The organism is Ruegeria sp. CDSC051 (genome assembly GCF_059610665.1).
Map to the genome: position 1 here is coordinate 327,360 of NZ_JBXWOC010000001.1, position 23,899 is coordinate 351,258.

Genomic DNA, 23,899 nt, shown 5'->3' on the forward strand with positions numbered 1-23,899 from the left:
GGGGTCTTTATCCAAGCGCAAATTGAATGCCTCCATTGACCTTGCGGTGTTGCGTGGTAAACCGCCGGGCAAGCAAAAGGACATTCGAAATGAACCTGTTTTCCGAGATCCGCAGCCTTGTGCTGGACGCGTTGGCACAGATGCAGTCCGAAGGCGTGCTGCCCGAAGGGTTGAGCTTTGACAACGTGGCGGTCGAGCCTCCACGTGATGCGGCGCATGGCGATATGGCAACGAATGCGGCGATGGTGCTGGCAAAGCCCGCCAAGATGAAGCCGCGCGACATTGCCGATGCGCTGGCTGGAAAGCTGGCAGAGGATGATCGGATCACAAGTGCAGAGGTTGCCGGGCCGGGGTTCTTGAACCTGCGGTTGGCGCCATCAGTCTGGCAGGGTGTTCTGGCTGCGGTGCTGCAACAGGGCACGGATTATGGCCGCTCGACCATGGGGCATGGGCAGAAGGTGAACGTGGAATACGTCTCGGCCAACCCTACCGGCCCCTTGCATGTGGGTCATACGCGGGGCGCGGTGTTTGGCGATGCGCTGGCAAGCTTGCTGGCCTATTCCGGCCATATCGTGACCCGTGAATACTATATCAACGATGGCGGTGCGCAGGTCGATGTGCTGGCGCGCTCGGCCTATGAACGATACCGCGAGGCCAACGGGCAGAGCCCCGAGATCGCCGAGGGCCTGTATCCTGGCGACTATCTGATCCCGATTGGCGAGGCGTTGAAAGAGAAATACGGTGACAGCCTGATCGACAAGCCGGAAAGCGACTGGCTGGAGGATCTGCGCGAGTTTTCGACCGAAGCGATGATGGACCTGATCCGTGCCGACCTGAAGGCGTTGGGCGTTGAGATGGATGTGTTCTTCTCGGAAAAGTCGCTCTATGGCACGGGTCGGATTGAAGCTGCGTTGCAATCCCTGACCGACAAGGGCCTGATCTATGAGGGCGTGCTGGAACCGCCCAAGGGCAAAAAGCCCGAAGATTGGGAACCACGTGAGCAGACCCTGTTCAAATCGACCGAGCATGGCGACGACGTGGATCGCCCGGTCAAGAAATCGGACGGGAGCTGGACCTATTTTGCCCCGGATATCGCCTATCACTATGACAAAGTGACCCGTGGGTTTGACGCGTTGATCGATGTGTTCGGCGCCGACCACGGTGGCTATGTCAAACGGATGAAGGCCGCAGTATCCGCTCTGTCCGACGGCAAGGTACCGCTGGATATCAAGCTAACCCAGTTGGTGAAACTGTGGAAGAACGGCGAGCCGTTCAAGATGTCCAAGCGGGCAGGGAACTTCGTCACATTGCGTGATGTGGTCGATCAGGTTGGCCCGGATGTGACCCGCTTCGTGATGCTGACCCGCAAGAATGACGCTGCCCTGGATTTTGACTTTGACAAGGTGTTGGAACAAAGCCGCGAGAACCCCGTTTTCTACGTCCAATATGCCCATGCCCGCGTGATGAGTGTTCTGCGCCGTGCAGCTGAGGCCGGGATCGACGCGCAGGACCCAGCGCTTAAAAGCGCCGATCTGGGTAAGATCGTCCATGCCTCTGAGCTGACTGTTGCCAAGAAGCTGGCCGAATGGCCGCGTCTGGTTGAGATCGCCGCACGTACCAATGAACCCCACCGCGTTGCCTTCTATCTGTATGAACTTGCAGGGGATTTCCACGCGCTTTGGAACAAGGGCAACGATGAAACCCAGCTGCGGTTTATTCAGGATGGCGATGTTGCCACAAGCCAGTCAAAAATCGCACTGGCCCGGTCCGTTTCTGTTGTGATTTCAGCAGGCTTGGGTATTCTTGGCGTTACCCCGGCGCAGGAGATGCGGTGAACAACACCGTCCGAACCGCCGGTACGAGGTAGGCAAGAAATGACCCGCGCGCCTTATTTTCGGCGCTAAACGGGCGGTGAGGCGGACATGGCAAGTTACGATTACCCGGGGCAAATGCGCCCCGAGCAGATGCATTATACGAATCAAGCTCATCCTCAGGATGGGTATGACTTCCCTAATGACTTGCACGGATATGACGAAACGCCCCATTCCGCGGGTTTGGGTCGTATTGTTAGTGCTCTGGGTGCTGTTGCATCTTTGGCGCTGGTCGCTGGCATCGGTGTTTGGGGTTACAATTTGGTAATGCGCGATGTCAGTGGCGTACCGGTTGTTCGGTCCTTAGATGGACCAATGCGTATTCAGCCGGATAGCCCGGGTGGCACCCCTGCGGATCATCAGGGTTTGGCCGTGAACACGGTTGCGGCAGTGGGCACAGCAGCGCCGCCTGCTGATCGGCTGATCCTTGCACCGCGCCCGGTTTCCCTGACAGATGAAGATACTCCGGTGGCACCGTTGCAACCGACACCTGTCGTACATGTGGTCGATGAAAACGTCTCTGACCGGACGGCCACACAGATGCGCCAGGGCGCGGTTGATACACTGGTTGCTGAACTGGCGGGAGAGGCGGAAAATTCCGATCAGGTTGGCGAGCAAAGTTTTCAGTTGGCCTCTTTGACCATCCCCGAGGAAGAGCCTGCTATTGATCCGGCTGATCTGGCTGCATCGCAACCGGACCCAGAACTGGCGGCTTTGCCTGGTGTGCGCCGGTCGCTGCGCCCGGTCCTGCGCCCCGCTGGCGGTGTGCGCAGCGCAATTACGTCAAACAGCACTACCGAAGACGCGATCAACGCGGCGGTCAAAGCTGCGGTCGGCTTGGATGTGGATCCCGAAACCCTGACCAAGGGCACCCGTATGGCCCAGCTTGGGGCCTATGAAAATTCGGATGTCGCGCGCTCGGAATGGGACCGCATGAATGGACGATTCAGAGATTATATGGATGGAAAACAGCGTGTTATACAGAAAACCTCAAGCGGTGGGCGAACTTTCTATCGTCTTCGGGTTCTGGGGTTTGACGATCTGAGCGACTCGCGCCAATTCTGTGCAGCTTTGCAGGCTGAAGGCGCCGATTGTATTCCGGTTGCCGCACGGTGAATTTCGGCGCAGTCATTACGGACGCTGAAGGTCTGCGCCTGACGTCTGACGAGAAAAAACTGTTCCAAGAGATGAACCCATTCGGGTTCATTCTTTTTGCCCGCAATATCGAGTCTGCGGATCAAGTGCGCGCCCTATGCGACGATTTCCGCGAGGCTGTGGGGTGTAACTGCCCGATCACTGTTGATCAAGAGGGTGGACGCGTGCAACGACTGCGCACACCGCTGGCCCGAGAATGGATGCCGCCGTTGGATCACGTGGCCCAGAGCGGAGAGCAGGCCGAACGTGCTATGTATCTGCGCTATCGCCTGATTGCGAATGAACTGTTCGAGCTTGGGATCGACAGCAACTGCGCGCCCATGGTGGATCTGGCCCGGAACGAGACGCATCCGTTCCTTAAAAACCGCTGCTATGGATCTGATCCCAAAATGGTTTCTCGGATCGGTCGTGCGGTTGCCGAGGGGCATTTGGATGGCGGTGTATTGCCGGTGCTCAAACACATGCCGGGTCATGGTTTGTCCACGCTGGACAGCCATCATGACCTGCCCCATGTCGATCTGGCGCAAGAGGACTTGACCGAGGCCGATTTCGGCCCGTTTCGGGAGTTGAACGATCTGCCCATGGGGATGACGGCGCATCTGGTCTATGACCGGATTGACCCTCAACCTGCTACGATTTCTCGGACCATGATCAGCCTGATCCGCAAAACGATCGGGTTTGGCGGGCTGATCATGACGGATGATATCTCGATGAAGGCCCTGAGCGGAAATCCAGAAGAGATTGCCAATCAGGCGCTAACTGCAGGGTGCGATGTGGTTTTGTACTGCAATGGCTCTTTTGATGCCCGTGCTAAGGTGCTGAGCACCGCCGGAAAGATGTCCGAACAGGCACAGAAACGCGCTGAACGGGCGTTGGCGATGCGCAAAGCCCCGCAGGAACTTGACATCCAAGCCGCCGAAGCCGAACTTTCTCGCCTAATGGGCGGGCAGGTGTATGTCGGATAATCTTTTTAGCGAAGACCCCGTCTCGGTCGCGGATCGCCTTGCGGCAGAGGCATTGATCGTAGACGTCGACGGGTTCGAAGGCCCGCTCGATGTGCTGCTGATGCTGTCCCGCACACAAAAGGTTGATCTGCGCAAAATATCGGTTCTGGCGCTGGCGCAGCAATACTTGTCCTTCGTGGAAAAGGCGCGGGCGCTGCGGATCGAATTGGCCGCCGACTATCTGGTGATGGCGGCATGGCTGGCCTTTCTGAAATCGCGCTTGCTGCTGCCTCCGGATCCGAATGACGAAGGCCCCTCGGGCGAAGAACTGGCCGCGCATCTGGCGTTTCAGCTAGAGCGGCTTCAGGCCATGCGCGATGCTGCCGCCCGATTGATGGGGCGCGATCAGCTGGGGCGCGATTTCTTCAAACGTGGGCAGGGCGAGGATGTTACGCGCATCCGCACCGTGACCTATTCCGCCACGCTGCTGGACCTGATGCAGGGCTATGCCCGCATTCGCACCCGTGATGAATTCCGCCCCTTTGTCATGGACCGTGACGCCGTATTCACGATGGAACAGGCGCTGGAACGTATGCGCCCGCTGATCGGCTTTGCCGGGGCCTGGACGGATATGGAGACCTATCTGCCCGAGGGCTGGGATGCCGACCCGGTGCGCAGGCGGTCCGCGACGGCGGCTACTTTTGCGGCCTCACTTGAGTTGGTGAAAGAAGGGCATATGGAAATACAGCAGAGCGAAACTTTTGCTCCGATACAACTACGCAAGAGGACCCAATCCCGTGACTGACGCGCCTCAGGAAGAAGGTACCGGCACCCTGTTCGAAGCCCCGCCTATGGCCGAGCAAGAACGCATGGTTGAGGCCGTGTTATTCGCCAGTGCCGAGCCGGTGACGATTGCCGATCTTGAAGTGCGAATGCCCCATGGCAGCGACGCGTCACAGGCGGTGGAAATGCTTAAGAAACGCTATGAAGGGCGTGGTGTTCGTGTGGTTCAGGTTGGTGAATCCTGGGCCATTCGCACTGCCCCAGACTTGGGTTTTCTGATGCAAAAAGAAACGGTTGAAACCCGCAAGCTCAGCCGGGCCGCGATCGAAACGCTGGCGATTGTGGCATATCACCAACCCTGTACACGTGCCGAGATCGAAGAAATTCGCGGCGTATCGGTCTCGCGCGGGACCATCGACCAACTGTTGGAGATGGAGTGGATCAGACTGGGTCGTCGTCGCATGACGCCGGGCCGTCCGGTGACTTTCGTGGTGACTCCGCAGTTTCTGGATCACTTTGGGCTGGAGAACGCCCGCGATTTGCCGGGGTTGAAAGAATTGCGCGCTGCCGGTTTGCTGGAGAACAGACCGCCTCCGGGAACGATCCCACTGGGAGAGGGGCAGGAAGACGAAGATCAAACCGAACTGTTCGAGGAAGAGTGATCACGCGGCCCTTTTGTTGCCGCACAAATCGACTATTTAGAAGCCTGGAAATCGGAGTTGAGCAATGAATGCCAATCGTATCATTGACATGATCGTGCGACAGGTCATGCGGCGGCTTGTCACCAAAGGGGTGGACAAGGGGTTCGACATGGCCAGCCGCGTAGGCCAGAAGTCGGGGCAAGAGCAGCCGCCGCACGAGAGCTCAGGTGCCTCTGATCAGTTGCAGGCGGACGGAAACCGCCAACGTCAGAACATGCGTCAAGTCCAACGCGTGGCCAATCAGATGCGCCGGTTCATCCGGTTCTGATCAGGTTACAGCCTTGAAATGCTTGGACAGTTTCAGCCCCTGTCCCTGGTAATTCGAGGCGATGCCCGCCCCGTAAAGCTGCGTGGGCATCTCTGACATCCGCTCATACACCAACCGTCCGACGACTTGGCCGTGCTCCAACACAAATGGGGCCTCGTGACAGCGGACTTCCAACACTCCGCGTGATCCTTCGCCACCTGCGGCGGCATGGCCAAAACCGGGATCGAAGAAACCGGCATAATGCACCCGGAATTCCCCGACCATCGCCAGATAGGGGGCCATTTCAGCCGCATACATCGGCGGGATATGCACTGCCTCGCGGCTGACCAGAATGTAGAACGCACCTGGGTCGAGGATGATGCGCCCATCAGTGGTACGCACTTCTTCCCAATATTCTTGCGGGTCGTATTCGCCGATCCGGTCCAGATCAATGACACCGGTATGAGGTTTGGCGCGGTAGCCGACCAAATCAGTGTCGGGCAGCCGCAGGTCCACCGAGAACCCAAGCCCGTCCTGAATGACAGCGGGGCCATCGACCAGCGGGGATTCGGCGTGCAGGGCGCTTAGATCTGTATCGCTCAGCACGGCCTGTCCCTCCCGGAACCTGATCTGGTTCAGCCGCATTCCCGGACGCACCAGAACCGAGAATGAGCGGGGGCAGATCTCGGCATACAAGGGGCCGGTGTAGCCTGAAGGCACCCGGTCAAACTCGGTCCCGCCATCGGTGATCGTGCGCGTCAGAAGGTCCAGCCGCCCGGTCGAGCTTTTTGCATTGGCGGCCGCGCTCAGCCCCTGGGGCAGGGCCAGCGATTCCATCAACGGCACTAGATAGACACAGCCCTTTTCCAGCACAGCACCTTCAGAGATATCGATGCGGTGCATCTCAAATTCCGACAAACGTTCGGCTACGGTGCGACCTTCGCCTGCCAGAAACGAGGCACGTACCCGGTAAGCAACTGTACCTAAACGCAAATCAAGGCTGGCGGGTTGAATCTGGGCGGGGATGACCTCTGGGCTTGCGGTAATCTCACTGCGAGCGATCATCGCCTCTATCTGCTGGTTCGGGCATACGCCGGTCATTCCGATCCCCCCTGATGCCAGAGCGGGATCTGGCCTGTGTGCCATAAACGTCGGTGTGATTTGGTCGGGCTAGCAGGACTCGAACCTGCGACCTTCCGTCCCCCAGACGGACGCGCTACCAGGCTGCGCCATAGCCCGACGTTGAGGTGTTCATAAAGACTTTCCCGGCGGGGGCAAGAGGAAATCATCGCCTTTTTTCTTATCCCGCCGATCGGTTTTCTATTCGGTTCAACACGCTGCGCAGCTCTTGCGCGATGGGCGCTATCTGGCTGAGCAACTGGTCATCGAATGCGTCTCGGGTCCAGGCCAATGTCGCGATTCCGCCCAACAATGGCGAGGCGTCGGGATAAGACGACTGGGCTTGCGTCCGAGGTTCCGCATTTGGCGAATTGGGAGCAGGTTGCGGTTCGGGTTTTTGCGCGTCGCCAAGATCCAGATGTATCTGCTCTTGCGGGGGGGCTGGCTTGGCCGTGAATGGCACAACGACATTTGCATCGGGTGCGGGTTCAAGATTCGCCATTTCATCCAGGCCCTGGGACACTGAAGAAACATGCGCCACGCCCTGTTCACGCAAGATGCGCTGTACGCCTTTGATGGTGATCCCATCCTCATGCAAAAGCTTCTTGATGCCGCCCAGCAGGCGCATGTCGTTGGGGCGATAATATCTGCGCCCGCCCGCCCGTTTTACCGGTTTCACCTGATTGAAGCGGCTTTCCCAGAATCGCAGAACATGCGGCTGCACACCCAACCAGTCCGCAACTTCACTGATGGTGCGAAAGGCGTCTGGGGACTTGCTCATATTCGTGCCGTCCTGATCTTATTTGCGGTTCCCTGCGGCGACGCGATCTTTCATCAGATGCGACGGGCGGAAGGTGAGAACACGGCGAGGCTGAATTGGAACCTCTTCGCCTGTCTTGGGATTGCGGCCGATACGAGCTGTCTTGTCCCGAACACTGAACGTTCCAAAAGACGAGATCTTCACCTGTTCACCGCGCACCAATGCGTCGGACATATGGTTCAGAACGCTCTCGACCAGTTGCGCGCTTTCATTGCGTGAAAGGCCAACTTCACGAAATACGGCCTCGCTCAGATCCATTCGGGTCAGTGTTTTGTCGCTCATGCCAATTCCCCTGTTGCTATCAGAGCATAGGGTCAGGGCAAATTCGCTGTCAATATCAATGAATTGCGGGCGAGTGTGTAAGCTGAATTGCGCTTGTTACCACCGCAAGAGGACTGAGCCCCAGGCCAATCCACCTCCGATTGCCTCTGTGACCAGCAGATCACCCTGTTTGAACTGCCCACGCTGTTTCGCAACAGACATTGCCAGGGGAATAGATGCGGCCGAGGTATTTCCGTGGTCCTGCAGGGTAACGACAACGTGTTCCATAGGAACGCCCAATTTCTTGGCTGTGCCCTGGATGATTCTAATGTTTGCCTGATGCGGTACGATCCAATCCACATCTTTATGACTTAGCCCAGCCTTCTCTAGGCAGGTTTCTGCGGTAGAGGTCAGTCGTTCAACTGCCTGCCGAAACAGCTGGTTTCCTTTCATCCGCAGATAGCCTGTGGACTGGGTCGAGACGCCTCCATCCACATAGAGCAGGTCCTTATAGCGCCCGTCCGAGTTCAGGTCGGTTGCCAGAATGCCCCGATCGTCCGAGGTTCCTGCGCCCTCATGCTGTTCAAGGATTATTGCCCCGGCGCCGTCGCCGAAAAGCACGCAGGTCGACCGGTCGGTCCAGTCCATGATACGAGAGAACGTCTCGGCGCCGATGACCAGTACGCGTTTGGCCTGGCCTGATACGATCAGCGCATTGGCATTGGTCATGGCATAGACAAATCCGGCGCAAACCGCCTGTACGTCAAAGGCGAAGCCTTTGGTCATGCCAAGCTGCGATTGAACCATTGTTGCGGCAGAGGGAAACGTCAGGTCAGCGGTCGATGTTGCAAGAATAATCGCATCAATATCATCTGCCTCCAGACCCGCATCGGCCAATGCGGCACTGGCAGCCTTTGTGGCCATAATCGAAGTGGTTTCGTCTTCCGCTGCAAAATGCCGGCGTTCGATTCCGGAACGGGTCCGTATCCACTCATCAGACGTATCGAGCGTTTCTTCGAACTCGGAATTCGGGACGATGCGCTCTGGCAAATAGTGCCCGACACCAACTATAATTGAACGGCCTGCCATGCTGGGGTACTGCCTTTTTTGTTATTCACCGGCCTTCGACGGCGTGTCTGCGGCATCTTGTGCAAGCTCGACTGTCGATGCAACCCGTGCTGCCAATTTTTCGGCGAAGCCGGACTCGGCCAGGGTAAAGGCCAGCTTTACAGCGGCTGACACGCCGGTCGAGTCTGCACCACCATGTGATTTGACGACGGTTCCGTTCAGGCCAAGGAAAACCCCACCATTCACGCGCCGAGGATCAATTCGTTTCTTCAACCGCTGCAAAGATGTGATTGCAAGGATCGAGGCCAGTCGTGAGAGCGGAGAATATTTGAACGCCTCGCGCAGAAGATCTCCGATCAGGCTGGCTGTGCCTTCTCCGGTCTTGATGGCGACGTTGCCTGTAAACCCGTCTGTTATAATGACATCGGCTTTGTCTCCCGGGATGTCGCTGCCTTCGACAAAACCCACAAAGTCAAAGCTGGCCTGATCCGCAAAATCCGAGATCATGCCATGCGCTTCTTTTAGCTCGGCGCGCCCTTTATGTTCCTCGGTGCCCACATTCAAAAGGCCGATCCGGGGACGTTCCAACGCCATGCCGTTTCGGGCATAAGAGGCACCCATCAAAGCATATTGCAGCAGGTCCTTGGCGTCCGCGCGCACATCGGCGCCTACGTCCAGCATTACATTGAAACCCTGCGAATTGCGCGAGGGCCACAAAATAGCGATTGCCGGGCGGTTTACTCCCGGCAGCTTACGTAGACGCATCATCGACAGGGCCATCAATGCGCCGGTATTACCACAAGAGACCGCGCCATGGGCTTCACCCTGACGTACCGACTCCAGTGTGGACCACATCGAGGTTTGCTTGCCGTGTCGGACGACCTGGCTGGGCTTGTCCTCCATCGTGACCACATCGGGACAATCACGAAAAACGACGCGCCCGTTCAGGACACGCCGTTTTGCGACAAGTTTGCGCAACATGGCCTCAGGCCCGTGCAAGATGAACGCGATATCGGGGTTCTTATCCGCCGATTTGGCGATCCCCGCCACAACAGCAGCGGGCCCCGAATCTCCGCCCATTGCGTCAACCGAGATGGTAATCCGTCCGGCGTGCGTGGGCTGTTCTGTCATGCTTGGCCTGCGCTTTTAGGGCTTAGGCCGCGTCTTCGTCCAGGTCGATTTCGTCGGCCTGAGCGACGACTTCGCGGTCATCATAGTGGCCGCAGGACGCGCAGACGTGGTGCGGGCGCTTCAGCTCACCACAGTTGGCGCATTCGTTCGGGTTTGCAGCAACCAGAGCGTCGTGCGCGCGGCGGTTGTTGCGACGCGACTTGGAAACTTTGTTCTGTTGGACAGCCATGGTCTCAACCTTTGTCTACTAAGGGCCGGCAGATTCGCTGCGGGCCAGGTTTCATTCTTCGTTTTTCTCGTGGTTTGACGCGCGTTTAGGGGACGGGCCCCGCGATGTCCAACCCAAATTCCGATGAGCGCGCGAAAATACTGCGATTCTCAGCATGTTCAAGCGATTTTTCTGAGCGCCTGCTATGACAGGATTTCAGGCCCGTGTCACTCGTCTTTTTTCAGTGCATCGCGCAGCCCGGCCAAGCCCGCAAAGGGTTTGACATCTTCATCCGTTATTGCCTGTTTGCCGGGTTCGGTAAAGCCCGCCTGTTCCAATTCCGCACCTTCTTTCCGGGGATACTGGGGCAGGGCAAGCGCCAGCGCTTCGGACATGACCTCGGTCAGAGCGATTTCAGTCCCTAGCGGTTCAGATTCGTCACCCTCCGGGATTTCGAACTCTTCCTCGTCAGGGTTTGTCCAATCTGACAGAAACATCCGGGTCACCGGAATGTCGATCCGCGTGGTAACCGGTGTCAGCGTCACGACACAGGGTTGAATCACGGTTGCCCCCAGTTTTCCTGAAAGCGCCCAATCACGCTTTCCATGCGCACGCACCTCGCCGACAAAACTCAGCTTACGCAGCCCAAGCAGGCTCAACTCGTTCTTTAAGACATCCAACTCCTGTGCGTCAGGGCGAATTTCAAAGGGCGTCGGTGCGTTCTGAGGCAGGTCGGCGACCCGTAAAGATGTCTGGTTGCTCATACGTGGCCCTTTCGTGTGTTGAACCGGGGTGGCGGTTTGATGTAATCGGATAGGGGCCGCACGGTCCCAAGGCAAGAGGGTGTGAATGTTGAAAGTTATGAGCAGGTTGAAACCAGCGTCCAGAACGCTCGTATTTGCGGCCTGTCTGACCGCTGCTGGTGCGTGTGCTCCGGTCTTCAAGAAACACGGATATGTCCCCACAGCCGAGGACCTGGCCGAAATTCAGGTGGGTGTCGATACACGTGAAAGCGTACTCGAATCCGTTGGCGCGCCCAGTACTTCAGGCGTTGTTCGCGATTCCGGCTTTTATTATGTGACATCACGCGTTCGTCATTATGGTCCGAAACGACCGAAAATCGTCTCGCGCGAGCTTGTGGCGATCAGCTTCGATGACCGGGGTGTTGTGCGCAATATTGAACGCTTTGGCCTTGAGGATGGAACCGTCGTGACGTTGGATCGTCGTATTACCGAATCCTCAGTTCAGAACCGTGGGTTCTTGCGGCAGCTGCTTGGCAATATCGGCAACTTCAACCCGGCAAACATTCCTGGCGCGACCAACTAATTCATAGTCACGTCTTGTCAACTTCACAGGGCGGTCACAAATCCTGTGTTATTGACCCTGCAAGACGAAACAGGTCAGCAACCCAGGAGGATGCGACCATGGCACTATTGCTCGGCAAGGGCCGGTACCGTGCGCGACAGGCGCAAACACCGCAGGATGTCGCGGCGGCACAATCTCTGCGCACACTGGCATTCGGGACCGATCAGACGGATCAGGATGCGTTCGACAGCCGCTGCACGCATATTCTGGTCGAGGACATGCGCAGCAACGGCAAGCTCGTCTGCTGCTTTCGCATGCTGATGATGGAGCGCGGCGCAGAGATCGGCCAAAGCTATTCTGCCCAGTTCTATGACCTCTCGGCGCTTGAAGGGTTCAAGGGACGTATGGTCGAGATGGGGCGCTTTTGCGTCGTTCCCGATCGAAACGATCCGGACATTCTGCGCGTTGCCTGGGGCGCGATGACCGCATTTGTCGATCAGAATAATGTTGAGATGCTGTTTGGCTGCTCATCCTTTGCTGGGACAGAGACTGCGGAATACCTTGATGCGTTTGCGATGCTGAAACACCGCCATCTGGCCCCGAAACGCTGGTTGCCACGGGTCAAGGCCCCGGATGTGTTCAAGTTTGCTGCGCGCTTGCGTCGGCGCCCGGATGCGAAAAAGGCCATGATGCGCATGCCCCCTTTGCTGCGGACCTACCTGATGATGGGCGGCTGGGTCAGTGACCACGCCGTTGTTGACCGGCACATGAACACTCTGCACGTCTTTACCGGCCTCGAAATCGGTGCCATCCCACCGGCGCGCAAGCGTTTGCTGCGGGCGGTTGTCGGGTAATCGCCGTTGACGGCTCGGCGCTGCCGGTTTAGCTGGCGGGCATGGCAAGAATTCCTTTACTGCAGATGTCCGGCATTTCCCTGACTTTCGGGGGCGATCCGATTTTTTCAGAGCTCGATCTGGTGGTTCAGCCGGGCGACCGCGTCGCGCTGGTTGGGCGCAACGGGTCCGGCAAGTCGACCTTGATGAAGGTGATGGCCGGTCTGGTCGAAGCGGACAAGGGTGAGATCGTCATTCCCCCGGGAAAGTCAGTCGGTTACATGGAGCAGGACCCCGGTATGGAGGGGTTTGCCACGCTGGGCGACTATGCCTCAAGCGTGTTGGAACCGGGTGAGCTGTATAAGGTTGAACGCGCAGGCGAAGGGCTGAAATTCGACCCGGCGCGCGCTGTTGAGACGGCCTCGGGCGGTGAACGTCGCCGTGCCGCGCTGGCCAAGCTGATGGCCGAAGCCCCGGATTTGATGCTGCTGGACGAGCCGACCAACCATCTTGATATCGAAGCCATTGCCTGGCTCGAGCGTGAGTTGGGATCGACGCGGACGGCCTATGTGCTGATCTCACACGACCGCGCCTTTCTGCGCGCGCTGACCCGCGCGACGCTGTGGATCGACCGCGGCGCGGTTCGGCGGCAGGAACAAGGGTTTACGGCATTCGAAGCTTGGCGCGATAAGATCTGGGAGGAGGAGGACCAGCAGCGCCATAAGCTGAACCGCCTCATCAAATCCGAGGCGCGATGGGCCGTCGAAGGCATCAGCGCCCGCCGCAAACGCAACCAGGGCCGGGTCCGCGCCTTGCAGGATCTCCGGTCCGAAAAAGCCGCACAGATCAAACGCCAGGGATCGGCCGCGATGACGCTTGAGGCCGGACCGAAGTCAGGTCGAAAAGTGTTTGAAGCCAAAAGCTTGTCCAAGTCTTTTGGCGATCATCAGATCGTGCGCAACTTTGATCTGTTGGTACAGCGGGGCGACCGCGTGGCCTTTGTTGGCCCAAATGGCGTCGGCAAGACAACATTGCTGAAAATGCTGTTGGGGCAAGAAACCCCGGATGAGGGGTCGGTCACTCTGGGCACCAATCTTGAGATTGCGGTTTTCGACCAGACCCGCGCCCAGCTCGACCCTGAAATGAGCCTGTGGGACAGCTTGACAGGCGACCCCGAGATGCGTGTTTCCGGCAAGGCTGATCAGGTGATGGTGGGTGGCCAACCCAAGCATGTGGTCGGCTACCTCAAGGAGTTTCTGTTTGACGAGGGGCAGGCCAGAGCAGCCGTTAAGTCACTGTCAGGTGGGGAAAAAGCCCGTTTGCTGCTGGCAAAGCTGATGGCCAAACAGTCGAACCTGCTGGTATTGGACGAACCGACCAACGATCTGGATGTGGAAACACTGGATCTGTTGCAGGAACTTCTGGACGATTATGACGGTACCGTTTTGCTGGTCAGCCACGACCGCGATTTCTTGGACCGTGTGGCCGCAACGACCATCGCGATGGAGGGTAACGGCCGTGCAACCGTCTATGCCGGGGGGTGGTCGGACTACCTCGCTCAGCGCGGCGAGGTGTCTGATAAGAAAGAAGTAAAAACAAAAACTTCCAAGCCAAAGGTAAAGCAAGAAGCGCAGCCGAAACTGGGGCTATCATTTTCAGAGAAACACCGTCTTGAGAAATTGCCTGCCGAGATTGAGCGGCTTGAGGCGGAAATCGGAAAGCTTGAAGAGCTGATGTCCGATCCTGAGCTTTTCAGCCGTGAACCTGTTAAGTTTCAGAAAGCGACCGAGGCTTTGGTCGAGCGGCAAGAAAAGCTGGCCGCAGCCGAGGAAGAGTGGCTGATCCTCGAGGAAAAGGCCGAGGGCGCCTAGATCAGCTTTCGCGCTGTGGCCGGCTATCCGACCACAGTTCATTTGAGTGAGCCGTTTTCATCGGTAGGTGATCAGCCACGCTCAGCGCATTCGCAGCGCGCCGTCGATACGGATGACCTCGCCGTTCAGATAACCCATTTCGACGATGAACCCGGCCAGTCGCCCGTATTCGCGGGGGTCGCCAAGGCGCACAGGGTTGGGAACGTCAGAGGCCAGTTGTTGCTGCACCTCTTCGGGCAGACCGGCCAGCATCGGAGTCATAAAGATTCCGGGTGCGATGGTCATCACGCGGATTCCGGACGAGGCCAGATCCCGTGCCATGGGCAGGGTCATACCTACCACACCACCTTTCGAAGCCGCATAGGCAGCCTGACCCTTTTGCCCATCAAAGGCCGCGATTGAGGCTGTATTGATGATGACACCGCGCGCGCCATCCGGTTCTGGGTCGTTCTTTGCCATTTCCGCGGCTGCAAGGCGTGAAACGTTGAATGTACCCACAAGGTTGATGTCGATCGTGCGCTGAAATGCATCAAGCGGGTGCGGGCCATCCCTGCCTACGGTTTTCATGCCAACCGCGATCCCGGCGCAATTCACTGCCGCGTTGATTGCTCCCATCTTCTTGCGGGCATGGGCGATGGCCGCGGCCACGGATGTTTCATCGGTTACATCCGTCTGGGCGAAATGCCCGCCAATTTCTGTTGCGACCTGGCTGCCTCGGTCTGCATCCCGGTCCAGAATGGTTACCTGTGCATTGTTTTCTGCAAAAAAGCGGGCCGTTGCCTCACCCAGCCCCGAGGCGCCTCCGGTGACAATGGCTGCGGTGGTCGACAGGTGCATCTGGATTTCCTTCCAAAAGATATGAACATACGTTCATTTAATATCAGCAAAGGGACAGTGTCCATAGGGGGGCGTCGGGCAGGCGGCCCTTCCTCAAGGCTTTCTCAGGTCAGCTTCAGGCGTTCTTAATGTTGAAATCTCAAATCGACACTGAACGCAATCGAGCGTCTGGGTGGCGCATTTGAGGAGGACAAACTATGCGAATTGGAACCAAATCAGGGCTTTCCGCTTTGGTTGCCGCTCCGTTTCTGGGGATTATGGCGGCTGGAAGTGCGGCCGCTGCACCAGAGGTCTGCAACTGGAAAACGGCGCGGGATGCTGCAAACAGCGGCGATTATGCGACCATGTGTGAGTGCACGCAGGTAACCCCCAGCTTTCTGGAGCGCTTGCAGAAACGAGCGGATTTCGAAACCACATTGCAAAATACATCCGCGCAATGCCCGGAGTTGGCCGCCTTGTTGACCGACTTTCCGACAGCATCGATCGTAAGCGCGGCAAATGCGGGCGAAGACCGCAGTTCGGACCCAAGCAGTCCGGTCACGCCGGTTGGCGGCGGTGGAACAGGGTCCGGCGGGTCGGGCGGTAACGGTCCCGGCAACGGCGGCGGCGATGATCCGGGTGGCGATAACCCGGGCGATGATCCGGGTAACGGTGGTGGGGATGATCCCGGTGACGACAACCCAGGTGATGATCCCGGCAATGGTGGTGGCGATGGCCCCGGCAAACCCGGAAATGGCAATGGTCCCGGCAAAGGGGGTAATGGTCCGGGTAAAGGCGGTAACGGCCCCGGAAATGGCAATGGAAACGCTGGGAACCCCGGCAATGGCGGGGGCAATAATGGCGGCTCTGGCCCCGGCACCGGAAACGGTGGAGGTAACAACGGCCACGGCGGAGGCCACGGCAATGGCGGCGGCGGCCATGGAAACGGCGGAGGCAAAGGGGGCAAGCGATAAGCCTGCTAGTGACGGATTTGCTCATGCCGAAACAGAAACGGCCACCCAATTAGGTGGCCGTTTTTCTTTGAGAGGTCTTAGTTATCCCAACTGAACCAGCGCGTGCCTCTTCTTGCCCGCACTCAGTTTGATGGGCGAGGACAAGGCGCCTGCGTCGATCATCAGACCCGCGTCTGTTAATGAAGCGTCGTCCAGTTTGGCGCCGTTTTCTGCAATCAGGCGCTTGGCCTCTTTGCCAGATTTCGCCAGGCCAGACTGTACGATCAGTTGCACGATGGATATCGGCAAGTCTGCTTCGCCGACCGTTAGGGTCGGCAGATCGTCCCCGACGCCACCTTTTTCGAACACTTCGCGAGCGGTGGCCTCGGCATTTGCCGCAGCCTCGGTCCCGTGCAGCAAGGAGGTGACCTCGTTTGCCAGGCGGATCTTGGCCTCGTTGATCTCGGACCCCTGCAATGCGCCAAGGCGGTCACACTCATCCACAGGCAGTTCGGTGTACAGCTTAAGGAACCGCCCAACATCCGCGTCGGTGGTGTTGCGCCAGAACTGCCAGAACTCATAGGGTGAGCGCATCTCGGCATTCAGCCAGACTGCACCGTCTTGCGATTTGCCCATCTTCTTGCCATCGCTGGTGGTCAGCAAGGGTGAGGTCAGGCCATAAATCTCGTTATCCAACACGCGACGGGTCAGGTCGATACCGTTGACGATATTGCCCCACTGATCGCTACCGCCAAGCTGTAGGACACAGCCATAGCGACGGTTCAGTTCAAGGAAGTCATAGGCCTGCAGGATCATGTAATTGAATTCGAGGAAGGACAGCGATTGCTCGCGGTCCAGCCGGGATTTCACCGATTCAAAGGCCAACATCCGGTTGACCGAGAAATGCCGGCCGATGTCGCGCAGGAAGTCGAGGTAATTTAGGTCGTCCAGCCACTCTTCGTTGTTCAGCATCAGTGCTGCGTTTTCTGCGCCGGTATCATAGTCGATATAGGCGGCAAACACCTTTCTGATGCCTGCGATATTGGCGTTGATCTGGTCCGGGCCCAGCAGGGGGCGTTCATCTGACCGGAAGGACGGATCGCCCACCTTCGTGGTGCCGCCGCCCATCAGGGTGATCGGCTTATGACCTGTTTTCTGGAACCAGCGAAGCATCATGATCTGGATCAGGCTGCCCACATGCAGGGACTTTGCCGTTGCATCAAACCCGATATACGCCGACTGACACCCGCTGATCAGCGCCTCGTCAAGGCCCTGATAATCGGTGCAGTCAGCCAGAAAGCCGCGCTCGATCATCGTGGCGATGAAATCCGATTTGGGGTGGTAGGTCATATCGTGCCCTTTGGGTTAATGTTGCGGGGCAGTGTATAGGCGGTGGGGATGACAAGGAAAAGGCACCTTGTCCAAGAAAAACACGCGGCTTATGTGATCTGGCTTGCCTTGGGTTTGCGTTAACGTGCAGGTTGTGGGCAACGCGACGACATAACGGGCGCGAACAGGCGAAAGAGGGCTGGCGTGGGTCGGGCAATTAGCAAATCAGGCGTATTGACTGCATTGGGTGCAATGTCGGGGACCTCGCTGGATGGCGTGGACGCGGCGGTGATCAAAACGGACGGTTACAGAATTCTTGGCTTTGGGCCCACCGGATACCGCGCCTATTCAGATGCAGAGCGGAAAACGCTTCGTGCTGCATTGGGGCAGTGGCATGGCCATGATGTGGATACCGCGGCGGAATTGGTCACGCTTGCCCATGCCGAAATACTGGCCGACTTCGATGAGATTGACCTGATCGGGCTTCATGGTCAGACCCTAGCGCATGAACCAAGCGGGCGCGGCACGTTGCAGGTGGGTGACGGCGATGGCCTGACGCAGGCCTTGGGTGTACCCGTTGTCTGGGATTTCCGCAGCGATGATGTGGCGATGGGGGGCGAGGGCGCTCCGCTTGCGCCCTTTTACCACTTTGCCTGTGCCAAGTGGATTGAGGCCAACCAACCGCTTTGTTTTCTGAACCTGGGCGGGGTCGGGAACCTGACCTATGTAGATCCCAGGTTTGATGGCCCTGAAATACCAGGTGCGCTCTTGGCTTTTGACACCGGTCCGGCCAACGCACCGGTTGATGATCTGATGCAGGAACGTCTGGGTCTGCCCATGGATCGCGACGGCGCGGTTGCGCGCGGCGGTAGGGTCGAGGCCGGAGCACTTGAACTGTTTCTGGCAGAGCCTTTCTTTAACAGGATGCCGCCGAAATCGCTGGACCGGAACGACTTTGCCGAGATGATCCGCCTGGTTCAGGAATTATCAGATGCTGATGCAGTTGCCACGCTTACCGGCATGTGCGCCGCCGGAGTTGCGCAAGGGATCGAGCATTGCCCGGAACCGCCGTCGCGTGTGTTGGTGACAGGAGGGGGACGGCATAACCCGGTCCTGATGGAGATGCTGCGCGTTTCGCTGGATTGTCCGGTGGAGCCGGTCGAAGCGGTTGGTCTGGATGGGGATATGCTGGAAGCACAGGCCTTTGCCTATCTTGCTGTCCGTGTCGCGCGCGGGCTGCCGACCTCTTGTCCCGGCACCACAGGGGTTAAGGCACTGGTCGGGGGCGGGATGGTCAGCGTTCCATCGAGCGAACGTAGTCTGACGTAAATTCTGAATACCCGTCAGAGGTCGATTTCAAATGTGCCTTGGTCCAGTCATGCAGCGTCGGCAGCTGGTGAAACGGCACGTTTGGAAAGGCGTGGTGTTCGGCGTGATAGGGCATGTTCCAAGCCAGATATCGGACCAATCGGTTGGTGAACATAGTGCGCGAGTTTTCAAGCATATTCGCCACCGGCGGGCAGAGACCGTGTTCCGCAAGCAGGTACAGCCGAAGAACGGGCTGTGCCACCAAGACCGGCAACAGCCATAAGCTGACCACCAAAGGTGACACCAGCAGGCTTGCCCCTGCAAGCGCGTAAATGGCCAGCAGGACACGGGCCTCAATCCGCATGGCCTTATGTTGGCGATGCGGCAAATAGGGCGCCTCGATCCGGCCCATTGCGTTACTGATCACAACGCGCGCCATTCCAGACCAATAGGGCCAACCGCTCAGATAGATCATCAGGCTCGGCAAGCTGTCGGGCCGCGGTTTGCCCCCCAGTTCGGGGTCTTTGTCCGGGTGGTTGGTCCATTTGTGATGCGCGAGGTGAAAGTATCGAAACCAGGTAAAGGGCAGGGCGATTGGGATTGAGACAAGATGCCCAACCGCATCATTCATCCAGCCAGTCCGAAACGGTGTTTTGTGGGTGCATTCATGGCTGAGGGTGAACAGAAACACCAGCAGCACGCCTTGCGGCAGGATCAGCAGCGGCCAGAGCGGGATTTGCACGGCGATGCCTGTACTCGTTGCGCTCAGCACCAATAGATACAGCACCAAGTGCCTCAGACCCGCCGCGTCAGACCGCATCTGCAGCCGGTCTTTGGCCTCGGCCGGGAGTGATGCGATGAGGGCGCGGTGATCCATCGGTCAGCCTCGGGGGATGTCGAACCCTGGGGCGGCGAGTTCGAACCCGTCGAATTCAAACCCCGGGGACACGGTGCAAGAGACCAGCGTATAGGCCCCGCTGCTGCGCGCGGCCTGCCAGTGATCCTTGGGCACGATCAGTTGCGGCGCACCCTGTGATAGATCCGGGGTCAGCAAGTGATCAACCGCCGGACCAGTTTCGGTTGCGCTGAGCGACAGCACCAAGGGTGCCCCTGCGTGATACAGCCAGATCTCGGTCGCATCGACGCGGTGCCAATGGCTGGCCTCGCCCTCGGGCAGCAGGAAATAGATGCAGGTTCCGGTCGCACGGCTCTGGTTCTTGGCGCGCCAGGTTTCGCGGAACCAGCCGCCCTCGGGGTGGCGTTGCAGGTTCAGGTGTTGGATGATCTCTTGTGCGGTCATGGGGCCTCGGGTGTTTCTGAGAGATTATGCACGGGTTTGAACGATCCGCTATGGTATTCGTCCCGATCAGGAATATGTTTGGGCAATGACCCTGATGATCCCCTTCGACAACAGTTACACCCGTTTGCCAAACAGCTTTTATGCGCGGCAAGCGCCGGTGCCGGTCCGTGCGCCTCGCTTGATTGCTTTCAACTCCGATCTTGCGCAGATTCTGAGAATCACGCCCGGCGAGGTGCATGAAATGGCCGAGGCCTTTTCCGGCAACGTCCTGCCAGAGGGGGCAGAACCGATTGCACAGCTCTATTCAGGGCATCAGTTCGGAAATTATAACCCCCAGCTTGGGGACGGGCGCGCGGTTTTGCTGGGCGAGACAGTTGGGACGGATGGCGTTCGACGGGATATCCAGTTGAAGGGATCAGGCCCGACGCCGTTTTCCCGACAGGGTGACGGACGTGCATGGCTGGGTCCGGTGCTGCGCGAGTATGTGGTGTCCGAGGCGATGCACGCGCTGGGCATCCCGACTACAAGGGCGCTGGCCGCCGTTGAGACTGGCGAGGTCATTTTTCGAGAAGGTCCAATGCCTGGTGCGATCCTGACCCGTGTCGCACAAAGCCACCTGCGCGTAGGTAGCTTTCAGATCTTCGCCGCGCGTGGACAGTTGGACAGTCTGCGTCGACTGACAGATTATGCCATCCAGCGCCATTACCCGCAGGCCGACGGCCCGATGGGTCTTTTGCGCGCTGTTGTCGACGCACAATCGCAGTTGATTGCCGCATGGATGAGTGTGGGATTCATCCATGGGGTGATGAATACTGACAACTGCTCGATTTCAGGCGAAACCATTGATTACGGCCCTTGCGCCTTCATGGATAACTATCATCCCAATACCGTCTATAGCTCGATCGACCGCATGGGTCGCTATGCCTATTCCAACCAACCCGAAATCGCCGTTTGGAATGCAGCGCAGCTGGCGACCGCGCTGATCCAGCAGTTCGAGGATAAAGAGGCCGCCGTTGCTGAGGCTACCGAGATCGTCCATGCGATGCCCGACCTGATACAGCAGCACTGGCTTACAAAGTTCCGGGCCAAGATCGGTCTTGTGGCGCAGGAAGACGGCGATCTTGAGATGATCTCGGACTTGCTGAATTGCATGGCGCAGAACCAGGCGGATTTCACCAATACCTTCCGGGCGCTGGGCGGCGATCAGGCGCGGGATCAATTCACCGATCCGCAGGCCTTTGATCAATGGGCAGACGGTTGGCGGTCGCGGCTGTCTCGTGAAAAAAAACCTGCTGAGGTGATTTACAAGGCCAATCCGGCCTTTATCCCGCGCAACCACCGGGTCGAACAGATGATCCAGGCGGCGGTGCAGGGGGATTTTGACCCATTCCACCGGCTGAACAATGTGATGTCCCGGCCCTATGAGGATCAACCCGGCGCTTTGGATCTGACACGGCCACCGGCACAGGATGAGGTTGTTCAGGCGACCTTCTGCGGGACATGAGTTCCTCACACCTGTTTTCGCAGTCAGCTACGTCGGTGTTTCGCCATGCGCTTGCTTTGGTGAAGCCGGCTTGCAATCAACGATGAGCAGCGCAATCCTGCGATCTCAAACGAACTTTCAGGAACCCATGTCTCAGACCGCAATCCTGCGCATCGCCAGCTATAATATTCAGAAATGTGTCGGACTGGATCTACGCCGACAGCCCCAGAGGATTCTTCAGGTCATCGAAAGCCTGCAGGCCGATATTGTCGTCTTGCAAGAGGCCGACAAACGATTGCCTCCGCGCCCTGCGGCCCTGCCGCATTTCATGCTGGACGAAGCGGGATGGCAGATCGTTGATTTGGGTGGGGCTGGCAGCTTGGGGTGGCATGGGAATGCGGTAATCTGGCGGGGTGATGCGATCCGTGTCCGGCAGACCGGGCATCACGAATTACCGGGGCTGGAACCGCGTGGAGCTGTCAGGGTTGAGTTTGACACACCAATCGGTCCGCTTCGGGTGATGGGCATGCATCTGGGGCTCTTGCCCGCCTCACGCCGTCAGCAAATCACCCACCTCAGACGGTGCGATGCGAATCTTGAGGATTTGCCAACTGTCTGGGCTGGGGATTTCAATGAATGGTCCCGACAGCCGGTTCTGGATCACCTGGCCCCGGATATGCACTTTCTTCCACCATTCCCCAGCTTTCCAGCGGCACAGCCGCTGGGCGCGCTGGATCGGATCGCGCTCGGCGCGGGGCTTGAGGCTGTTTTGCATGGCGTGCATTCGGTGCGACCCGCGCACATCGCCTCGGATCACTTGCCAATCTGGGCCGATCTACGGCTTGTAGCTTAGCCGGTAAATCCCCTGTAGCGCCGATCACGCATACGGTTTAATACAGAGAACCGAATATATGCCGAGGGTTCCTATGTCCGACACGATCATCGCCCGTTGCGAAGCCAAAGGCCTGCGTATGACAGGACAGCGCCGCACGATTGCACAGGTGCTGCAACAAAGCGATGATCATCCCGATGTCGAAGAGCTCTATTCGCGCGCCTCGCAAGTTGATTCTGGTATTTCCATCGCCACCGTCTATCGGACCGTCAAACTGTTCGAAGAGGCCGGGATTTTGGAGCGTCTGGAATTCGGTGATGGTCGCGCGCGGTACGAGGATGCCGAGCGGGACCATCATGATCACTTGATCGACATGCAGTCAGGTGAAGTTATCGAATTTGTAGACCCTGAGATCGAAGCGCTACAAGAAAAGATTGCAGCTAAGCTGGGCTACAAGCTGAAAGGGCACCGGCTGGAACTGTACGGCGTTCCGCTGGACCACGACTGATCCATCACAAAAAACGAACGGCCTGCGCACGGGAATTCATGATTCCCAGGCGGATATTGCTTGCCTGACCGCCCGGCATCGGCTTTTGCTTGGATATGACCGGCTGAACGCGCCGCAATATTCTACGGACAAAACTATGAACAACGTGAACGGCATTTTGCTGGTCGTCGGCGCAATGGCGGCCTTTGCACTTGAAGATATGTTCATCAAACACCTGTCGGTCACAGTGCCAACAGGACAGATCATGGTCATTCTGGGCCTTGCCTGTGGTTTGGTTTTCGCAGCGATGGCCCTGTTCACCCGCAAGCACATCTTTGATGTCGCCGCGTGGCAGACCTTGCCCCTGATCCGCGCGCTCTGCGAAGGGCTGGGAGCCGTGGCGTTTGTGACCGCGCTGTCTCTGGTCGATTTGTCGACGGTTGCGGCGGTGTTTCAGGCCATGCCCTTGGTCGTGACCATGGGGGCCGCGCTGTTTCTAGGTGAGCAGGTAGGTTGGCGACGGTGGAGCGCGATTGGCGTCGGGTTCATCGGTGTCCTTATGATCATCCGTCCCGGTCTGGACGGTTTCCAGCCGGAAACCTTGTTTGTGGTGGCCAGCGTTGTGGCCATTGCCGCCCGCGATCTGATCACGCGCAGACTGGACGCACGTGTGGCCTCAGCCGTGGTGGCGATGCAGGCTTACGGCGCGGTGACGCTTGCCGGTCTGGTGCTGATCTCAATGGCTGGCCAGCCGGTCGTAGCCATGAGCCAGTCGGAAATCGGGCCGTTTCTGGGCGCGATTGGATTTGGAGTGCTGGGGTATTACGGCATCGTAAGCGCGATGCGGATTGGCGATGCCTCGGCCCTGACCCCGTTCCGTTACACCCGACTGGTGTTCTCCATCGCAGCCGGAATGCTGATGTTCGGGGAGCGCCCGGATATGATGACGGTTGCCGGTGCCTCGCTGATCCTGGGGTCGGGGCTCTATACCTTCCTGCGCGAACGGCGTCTGGCGCGGTCACTGGCTGTCGCGGCCTGACGGATCGTCGCAGGTTTGCGCAAACAGGCTCTCAG

Annotated in this window: 26 protein-coding genes and 1 tRNA gene; 15 read left to right on the forward strand and 12 right to left on the reverse strand. The window is 58.3% G+C overall.

The window, feature by feature from the left end; genetic code table 11:
• Positions 1-89 precede the first annotated feature (89 nt).
• The 6 genes from argS (at position 90) to AC2FH0_RS01635 (ending at position 5,722) form a co-directional block, all read left to right on the forward strand.
• Complete coding sequence (gene argS / locus AC2FH0_RS01610) at positions 90-1,835, forward strand: arginine--tRNA ligase (RefSeq protein ID WP_496788362.1); 1,746 nt, start codon at positions 90-92, stop codon at positions 1,833-1,835.
• 87 nt (positions 1,836-1,922) lie between these two features.
• Positions 1,923-2,987 carry an SPOR domain-containing protein gene (locus tag AC2FH0_RS01615; protein ID WP_496788363.1) on the forward strand — a complete coding sequence of 355 codons (1,065 nt, stop codon included), beginning with the start codon at positions 1,923-1,925 and terminating at the stop codon, positions 2,985-2,987.
• Positions 2,984-3,991, forward strand: a complete 1,008-nt coding sequence (gene nagZ, locus AC2FH0_RS01620) for a beta-N-acetylhexosaminidase (protein WP_496788365.1) — start codon at positions 2,984-2,986, stop codon at positions 3,989-3,991. Before AC2FH0_RS01615 ends, nagZ begins: the two co-directional genes overlap by 4 nt.
• Positions 3,981-4,775: a segregation and condensation protein A gene (locus AC2FH0_RS01625; RefSeq protein ID WP_142633343.1), complete on the forward strand. Its 795-nt coding sequence runs from the start codon at positions 3,981-3,983 to the stop codon at positions 4,773-4,775. Before nagZ ends, AC2FH0_RS01625 begins: the two co-directional genes overlap by 11 nt.
• On the forward strand, positions 4,768-5,415 hold the full coding sequence (gene scpB, locus AC2FH0_RS01630; protein WP_281994496.1) for an SMC-Scp complex subunit ScpB: 648 nt from the start codon (positions 4,768-4,770) through the stop codon (positions 5,413-5,415). Before AC2FH0_RS01625 ends, scpB begins: the two co-directional genes overlap by 8 nt.
• 64 nt (positions 5,416-5,479) lie before the next feature.
• The gene (locus AC2FH0_RS01635) at positions 5,480-5,722 is read left to right on the forward strand and encodes a hypothetical protein (protein ID WP_496788366.1); all 243 of its coding nucleotides are present in this window, start codon (positions 5,480-5,482) and stop codon (positions 5,720-5,722) included.
• Here AC2FH0_RS01635 and AC2FH0_RS01640 read toward each other — a convergent pair whose 3' ends face one another.
• The 8 genes from AC2FH0_RS01640 to AC2FH0_RS01675 form a co-directional block, all read right to left on the reverse strand.
• A complete protein-coding gene (locus tag AC2FH0_RS01640) occupies positions 5,723-6,802 on the reverse strand; it encodes a 2'-deoxycytidine 5'-triphosphate deaminase (protein ID WP_496788368.1) in 1,080 nt (359 codons plus the stop codon). It lies immediately after the preceding gene.
• A gap of 61 nt (positions 6,803-6,863) precedes the next feature.
• Positions 6,864-6,940, reverse strand: a tRNA-Pro gene (locus AC2FH0_RS01645).
• Between the two features lie 61 nt (positions 6,941-7,001).
• Positions 7,002-7,601 carry a MerR family transcriptional regulator gene (locus tag AC2FH0_RS01650; protein WP_496705992.1) on the reverse strand — a complete coding sequence of 200 codons (600 nt, stop codon included), beginning with the start codon at positions 7,599-7,601 and terminating at the stop codon, positions 7,002-7,004.
• Between the two features lie 18 nt (positions 7,602-7,619).
• The gene (ihfA, locus tag AC2FH0_RS01655) at positions 7,620-7,922 is read right to left on the reverse strand and encodes an integration host factor subunit alpha (protein WP_037316145.1); all 303 of its coding nucleotides are present in this window, start codon (positions 7,920-7,922) and stop codon (positions 7,620-7,622) included.
• Positions 7,923-8,018: 96 nt separating this feature from the next.
• Complete coding sequence (locus AC2FH0_RS01660) at positions 8,019-8,990, reverse strand: beta-ketoacyl-ACP synthase III (protein ID WP_271947477.1); 972 nt, start codon at positions 8,988-8,990, stop codon at positions 8,019-8,021.
• 21 nt (positions 8,991-9,011) lie between these two features.
• Positions 9,012-10,100, reverse strand: coding sequence for a phosphate acyltransferase PlsX (gene plsX / locus AC2FH0_RS01665; RefSeq protein ID WP_496788370.1), 1,089 nt, complete (start codon positions 10,098-10,100; stop codon positions 9,012-9,014).
• A gap of 22 nt (positions 10,101-10,122) precedes the next feature.
• Positions 10,123-10,329 carry a 50S ribosomal protein L32 gene (gene rpmF / locus AC2FH0_RS01670; protein WP_037316137.1) on the reverse strand — a complete coding sequence of 69 codons (207 nt, stop codon included), beginning with the start codon at positions 10,327-10,329 and terminating at the stop codon, positions 10,123-10,125.
• A gap of 206 nt (positions 10,330-10,535) precedes the next feature.
• Entirely contained in the window at positions 10,536-11,072 is a 537-nt protein-coding gene (locus AC2FH0_RS01675; protein ID WP_271947473.1) for a YceD family protein, read from the reverse strand.
• 85 nt (positions 11,073-11,157) lie between these two features.
• Here AC2FH0_RS01675 and AC2FH0_RS01680 point away from each other — a divergent pair, with 85 nt between their 5' ends.
• From AC2FH0_RS01680 to AC2FH0_RS01690, 3 genes are all read left to right on the forward strand, one after another.
• Entirely contained in the window at positions 11,158-11,634 is a 477-nt protein-coding gene (locus AC2FH0_RS01680; RefSeq protein WP_271947471.1) for an outer membrane protein assembly factor BamE, read from the forward strand.
• Between the two features lie 98 nt (positions 11,635-11,732).
• Positions 11,733-12,467 (forward strand): GNAT family N-acetyltransferase, encoded by a 735-nt coding sequence (locus AC2FH0_RS01685; RefSeq protein ID WP_496700494.1) that lies wholly within the window; start codon positions 11,733-11,735, stop codon positions 12,465-12,467.
• 41 nt (positions 12,468-12,508) lie between these two features.
• Positions 12,509-14,317: an ABC-F family ATP-binding cassette domain-containing protein gene (locus AC2FH0_RS01690; protein ID WP_496788371.1), complete on the forward strand. Its 1,809-nt coding sequence runs from the start codon at positions 12,509-12,511 to the stop codon at positions 14,315-14,317.
• An 81-nt stretch (positions 14,318-14,398) separates the two neighbouring features.
• Here AC2FH0_RS01690 and AC2FH0_RS01695 read toward each other — a convergent pair whose 3' ends face one another.
• Positions 14,399-15,154 (reverse strand): 3-hydroxyacyl-CoA dehydrogenase, encoded by a 756-nt coding sequence (locus AC2FH0_RS01695; RefSeq protein ID WP_271947465.1) that lies wholly within the window; start codon positions 15,152-15,154, stop codon positions 14,399-14,401.
• 197 nt (positions 15,155-15,351) lie between these two features.
• Here AC2FH0_RS01695 and AC2FH0_RS01700 point away from each other — a divergent pair, with 197 nt between their 5' ends.
• Positions 15,352-16,107 carry a hypothetical protein gene (locus tag AC2FH0_RS01700; RefSeq protein ID WP_496788372.1) on the forward strand — a complete coding sequence of 252 codons (756 nt, stop codon included), beginning with the start codon at positions 15,352-15,354 and terminating at the stop codon, positions 16,105-16,107.
• Positions 16,108-16,188: 81 nt separating this feature from the next.
• Here AC2FH0_RS01700 and tyrS read toward each other — a convergent pair whose 3' ends face one another.
• Positions 16,189-17,436: a tyrosine--tRNA ligase gene (tyrS, locus tag AC2FH0_RS01705; RefSeq protein WP_496788374.1), complete on the reverse strand. Its 1,248-nt coding sequence runs from the start codon at positions 17,434-17,436 to the stop codon at positions 16,189-16,191.
• Positions 17,437-17,667: 231 nt separating this feature from the next.
• On the opposite strand from tyrS, the gene AC2FH0_RS01710 reads away from it, so the two are divergent.
• Positions 17,668-18,744, forward strand: a complete 1,077-nt coding sequence (locus AC2FH0_RS01710; protein ID WP_496788376.1) for an anhydro-N-acetylmuramic acid kinase — start codon at positions 17,668-17,670, stop codon at positions 18,742-18,744.
• On the opposite strand, the gene AC2FH0_RS01715 is transcribed toward AC2FH0_RS01710, so the two are convergent.
• Together AC2FH0_RS01715 and AC2FH0_RS01720 are read right to left on the reverse strand one after the other, a co-directional pair.
• On the reverse strand, positions 18,710-19,600 hold the full coding sequence (locus tag AC2FH0_RS01715; protein ID WP_281994507.1) for a fatty acid desaturase: 891 nt from the start codon (positions 19,598-19,600) through the stop codon (positions 18,710-18,712). The two genes, AC2FH0_RS01710 and AC2FH0_RS01715, sit on opposite strands and share 35 nt — an antisense overlap.
• A gap of 3 nt (positions 19,601-19,603) precedes the next feature.
• Positions 19,604-20,023, reverse strand: coding sequence for a cupin domain-containing protein (locus tag AC2FH0_RS01720; RefSeq protein ID WP_496788378.1), 420 nt, complete (start codon positions 20,021-20,023; stop codon positions 19,604-19,606).
• 85 nt (positions 20,024-20,108) lie between these two features.
• On the opposite strand from AC2FH0_RS01720, the gene AC2FH0_RS01725 reads away from it, so the two are divergent.
• The 4 genes from AC2FH0_RS01725 (at position 20,109) to AC2FH0_RS01740 (ending at position 23,864) form a co-directional block, all read left to right on the forward strand.
• A complete protein-coding gene (locus AC2FH0_RS01725; RefSeq protein WP_496788380.1) occupies positions 20,109-21,527 on the forward strand; it encodes a protein adenylyltransferase SelO in 1,419 nt (472 codons plus the stop codon).
• A 127-nt stretch (positions 21,528-21,654) separates the two neighbouring features.
• Positions 21,655-22,359 (forward strand): endonuclease/exonuclease/phosphatase family protein, encoded by a 705-nt coding sequence (locus tag AC2FH0_RS01730; RefSeq protein WP_142635102.1) that lies wholly within the window; start codon positions 21,655-21,657, stop codon positions 22,357-22,359.
• Positions 22,360-22,432: 73 nt separating this feature from the next.
• Complete coding sequence (locus AC2FH0_RS01735; protein WP_142633379.1) at positions 22,433-22,846, forward strand: Fur family transcriptional regulator; 414 nt, start codon at positions 22,433-22,435, stop codon at positions 22,844-22,846.
• 136 nt (positions 22,847-22,982) lie between these two features.
• The gene (locus AC2FH0_RS01740) at positions 22,983-23,864 is read left to right on the forward strand and encodes a DMT family transporter (RefSeq protein WP_496708532.1); all 882 of its coding nucleotides are present in this window, start codon (positions 22,983-22,985) and stop codon (positions 23,862-23,864) included.
• The last annotated feature ends 35 nt before the right edge of the window (positions 23,865-23,899 follow it).

Bases quoted from the DNA above. Each gene is read 5' to 3' on its own strand.
- argS (WP_496788362.1), top strand. From the start codon at position 90: ATGAACCTGTTTTCCGAGATCCGCAGCCTTGTGCTGGACGCGTTGGCA.
- AC2FH0_RS01615 (WP_496788363.1), top strand. From the start codon at position 1,923: ATGGCAAGTTACGATTACCCGGGGCAAATGCGCCCCGAGCAGATGCAT.
- AC2FH0_RS01625 (WP_142633343.1), top strand. From the start codon at position 3,981: ATGTCGGATAATCTTTTTAGCGAAGACCCCGTCTCGGTCGCGGATCGC.
- AC2FH0_RS01635 (WP_496788366.1), top strand. From the start codon at position 5,480: ATGAATGCCAATCGTATCATTGACATGATCGTGCGACAGGTCATGCGG.
- AC2FH0_RS01640 (WP_496788368.1), bottom strand. From the start codon at position 6,802: ATGACCGGCGTATGCCCGAACCAGCAGATAGAGGCGATGATCGCTCGC.
- AC2FH0_RS01650 (WP_496705992.1), bottom strand. From the start codon at position 7,601: ATGAGCAAGTCCCCAGACGCCTTTCGCACCATCAGTGAAGTTGCGGAC.
- ihfA (WP_037316145.1), bottom strand. From the start codon at position 7,922: ATGAGCGACAAAACACTGACCCGAATGGATCTGAGCGAGGCCGTATTT.
- AC2FH0_RS01660 (WP_271947477.1), bottom strand. From the start codon at position 8,990: ATGGCAGGCCGTTCAATTATAGTTGGTGTCGGGCACTATTTGCCAGAG.
- plsX (WP_496788370.1), bottom strand. From the start codon at position 10,100: ATGACAGAACAGCCCACGCACGCCGGACGGATTACCATCTCGGTTGAC.
- rpmF (WP_037316137.1), bottom strand. From the start codon at position 10,329: ATGGCTGTCCAACAGAACAAAGTTTCCAAGTCGCGTCGCAACAACCGC.
- AC2FH0_RS01675 (WP_271947473.1), bottom strand. From the start codon at position 11,072: ATGAGCAACCAGACATCTTTACGGGTCGCCGACCTGCCTCAGAACGCA.
- AC2FH0_RS01680 (WP_271947471.1), top strand. From the start codon at position 11,158: ATGTTGAAAGTTATGAGCAGGTTGAAACCAGCGTCCAGAACGCTCGTA.
- AC2FH0_RS01685 (WP_496700494.1), top strand. From the start codon at position 11,733: ATGGCACTATTGCTCGGCAAGGGCCGGTACCGTGCGCGACAGGCGCAA.
- AC2FH0_RS01690 (WP_496788371.1), top strand. From the start codon at position 12,509: ATGGCAAGAATTCCTTTACTGCAGATGTCCGGCATTTCCCTGACTTTC.
- AC2FH0_RS01695 (WP_271947465.1), bottom strand. From the start codon at position 15,154: ATGCACCTGTCGACCACCGCAGCCATTGTCACCGGAGGCGCCTCGGGG.
- AC2FH0_RS01700 (WP_496788372.1), top strand. From the start codon at position 15,352: ATGCGAATTGGAACCAAATCAGGGCTTTCCGCTTTGGTTGCCGCTCCG.
- tyrS (WP_496788374.1), bottom strand. From the start codon at position 17,436: ATGACCTACCACCCCAAATCGGATTTCATCGCCACGATGATCGAGCGC.
- AC2FH0_RS01710 (WP_496788376.1), top strand. From the start codon at position 17,668: ATGTCGGGGACCTCGCTGGATGGCGTGGACGCGGCGGTGATCAAAACG.
- AC2FH0_RS01715 (WP_281994507.1), bottom strand. From the start codon at position 19,600: ATGGATCACCGCGCCCTCATCGCATCACTCCCGGCCGAGGCCAAAGAC.
- AC2FH0_RS01720 (WP_496788378.1), bottom strand. From the start codon at position 20,023: ATGACCGCACAAGAGATCATCCAACACCTGAACCTGCAACGCCACCCC.
- AC2FH0_RS01725 (WP_496788380.1), top strand. From the start codon at position 20,109: ATGACCCTGATGATCCCCTTCGACAACAGTTACACCCGTTTGCCAAAC.
- AC2FH0_RS01730 (WP_142635102.1), top strand. From the start codon at position 21,655: ATGTCTCAGACCGCAATCCTGCGCATCGCCAGCTATAATATTCAGAAA.
- AC2FH0_RS01735 (WP_142633379.1), top strand. From the start codon at position 22,433: ATGTCCGACACGATCATCGCCCGTTGCGAAGCCAAAGGCCTGCGTATG.
- AC2FH0_RS01740 (WP_496708532.1), top strand. From the start codon at position 22,983: ATGAACAACGTGAACGGCATTTTGCTGGTCGTCGGCGCAATGGCGGCC.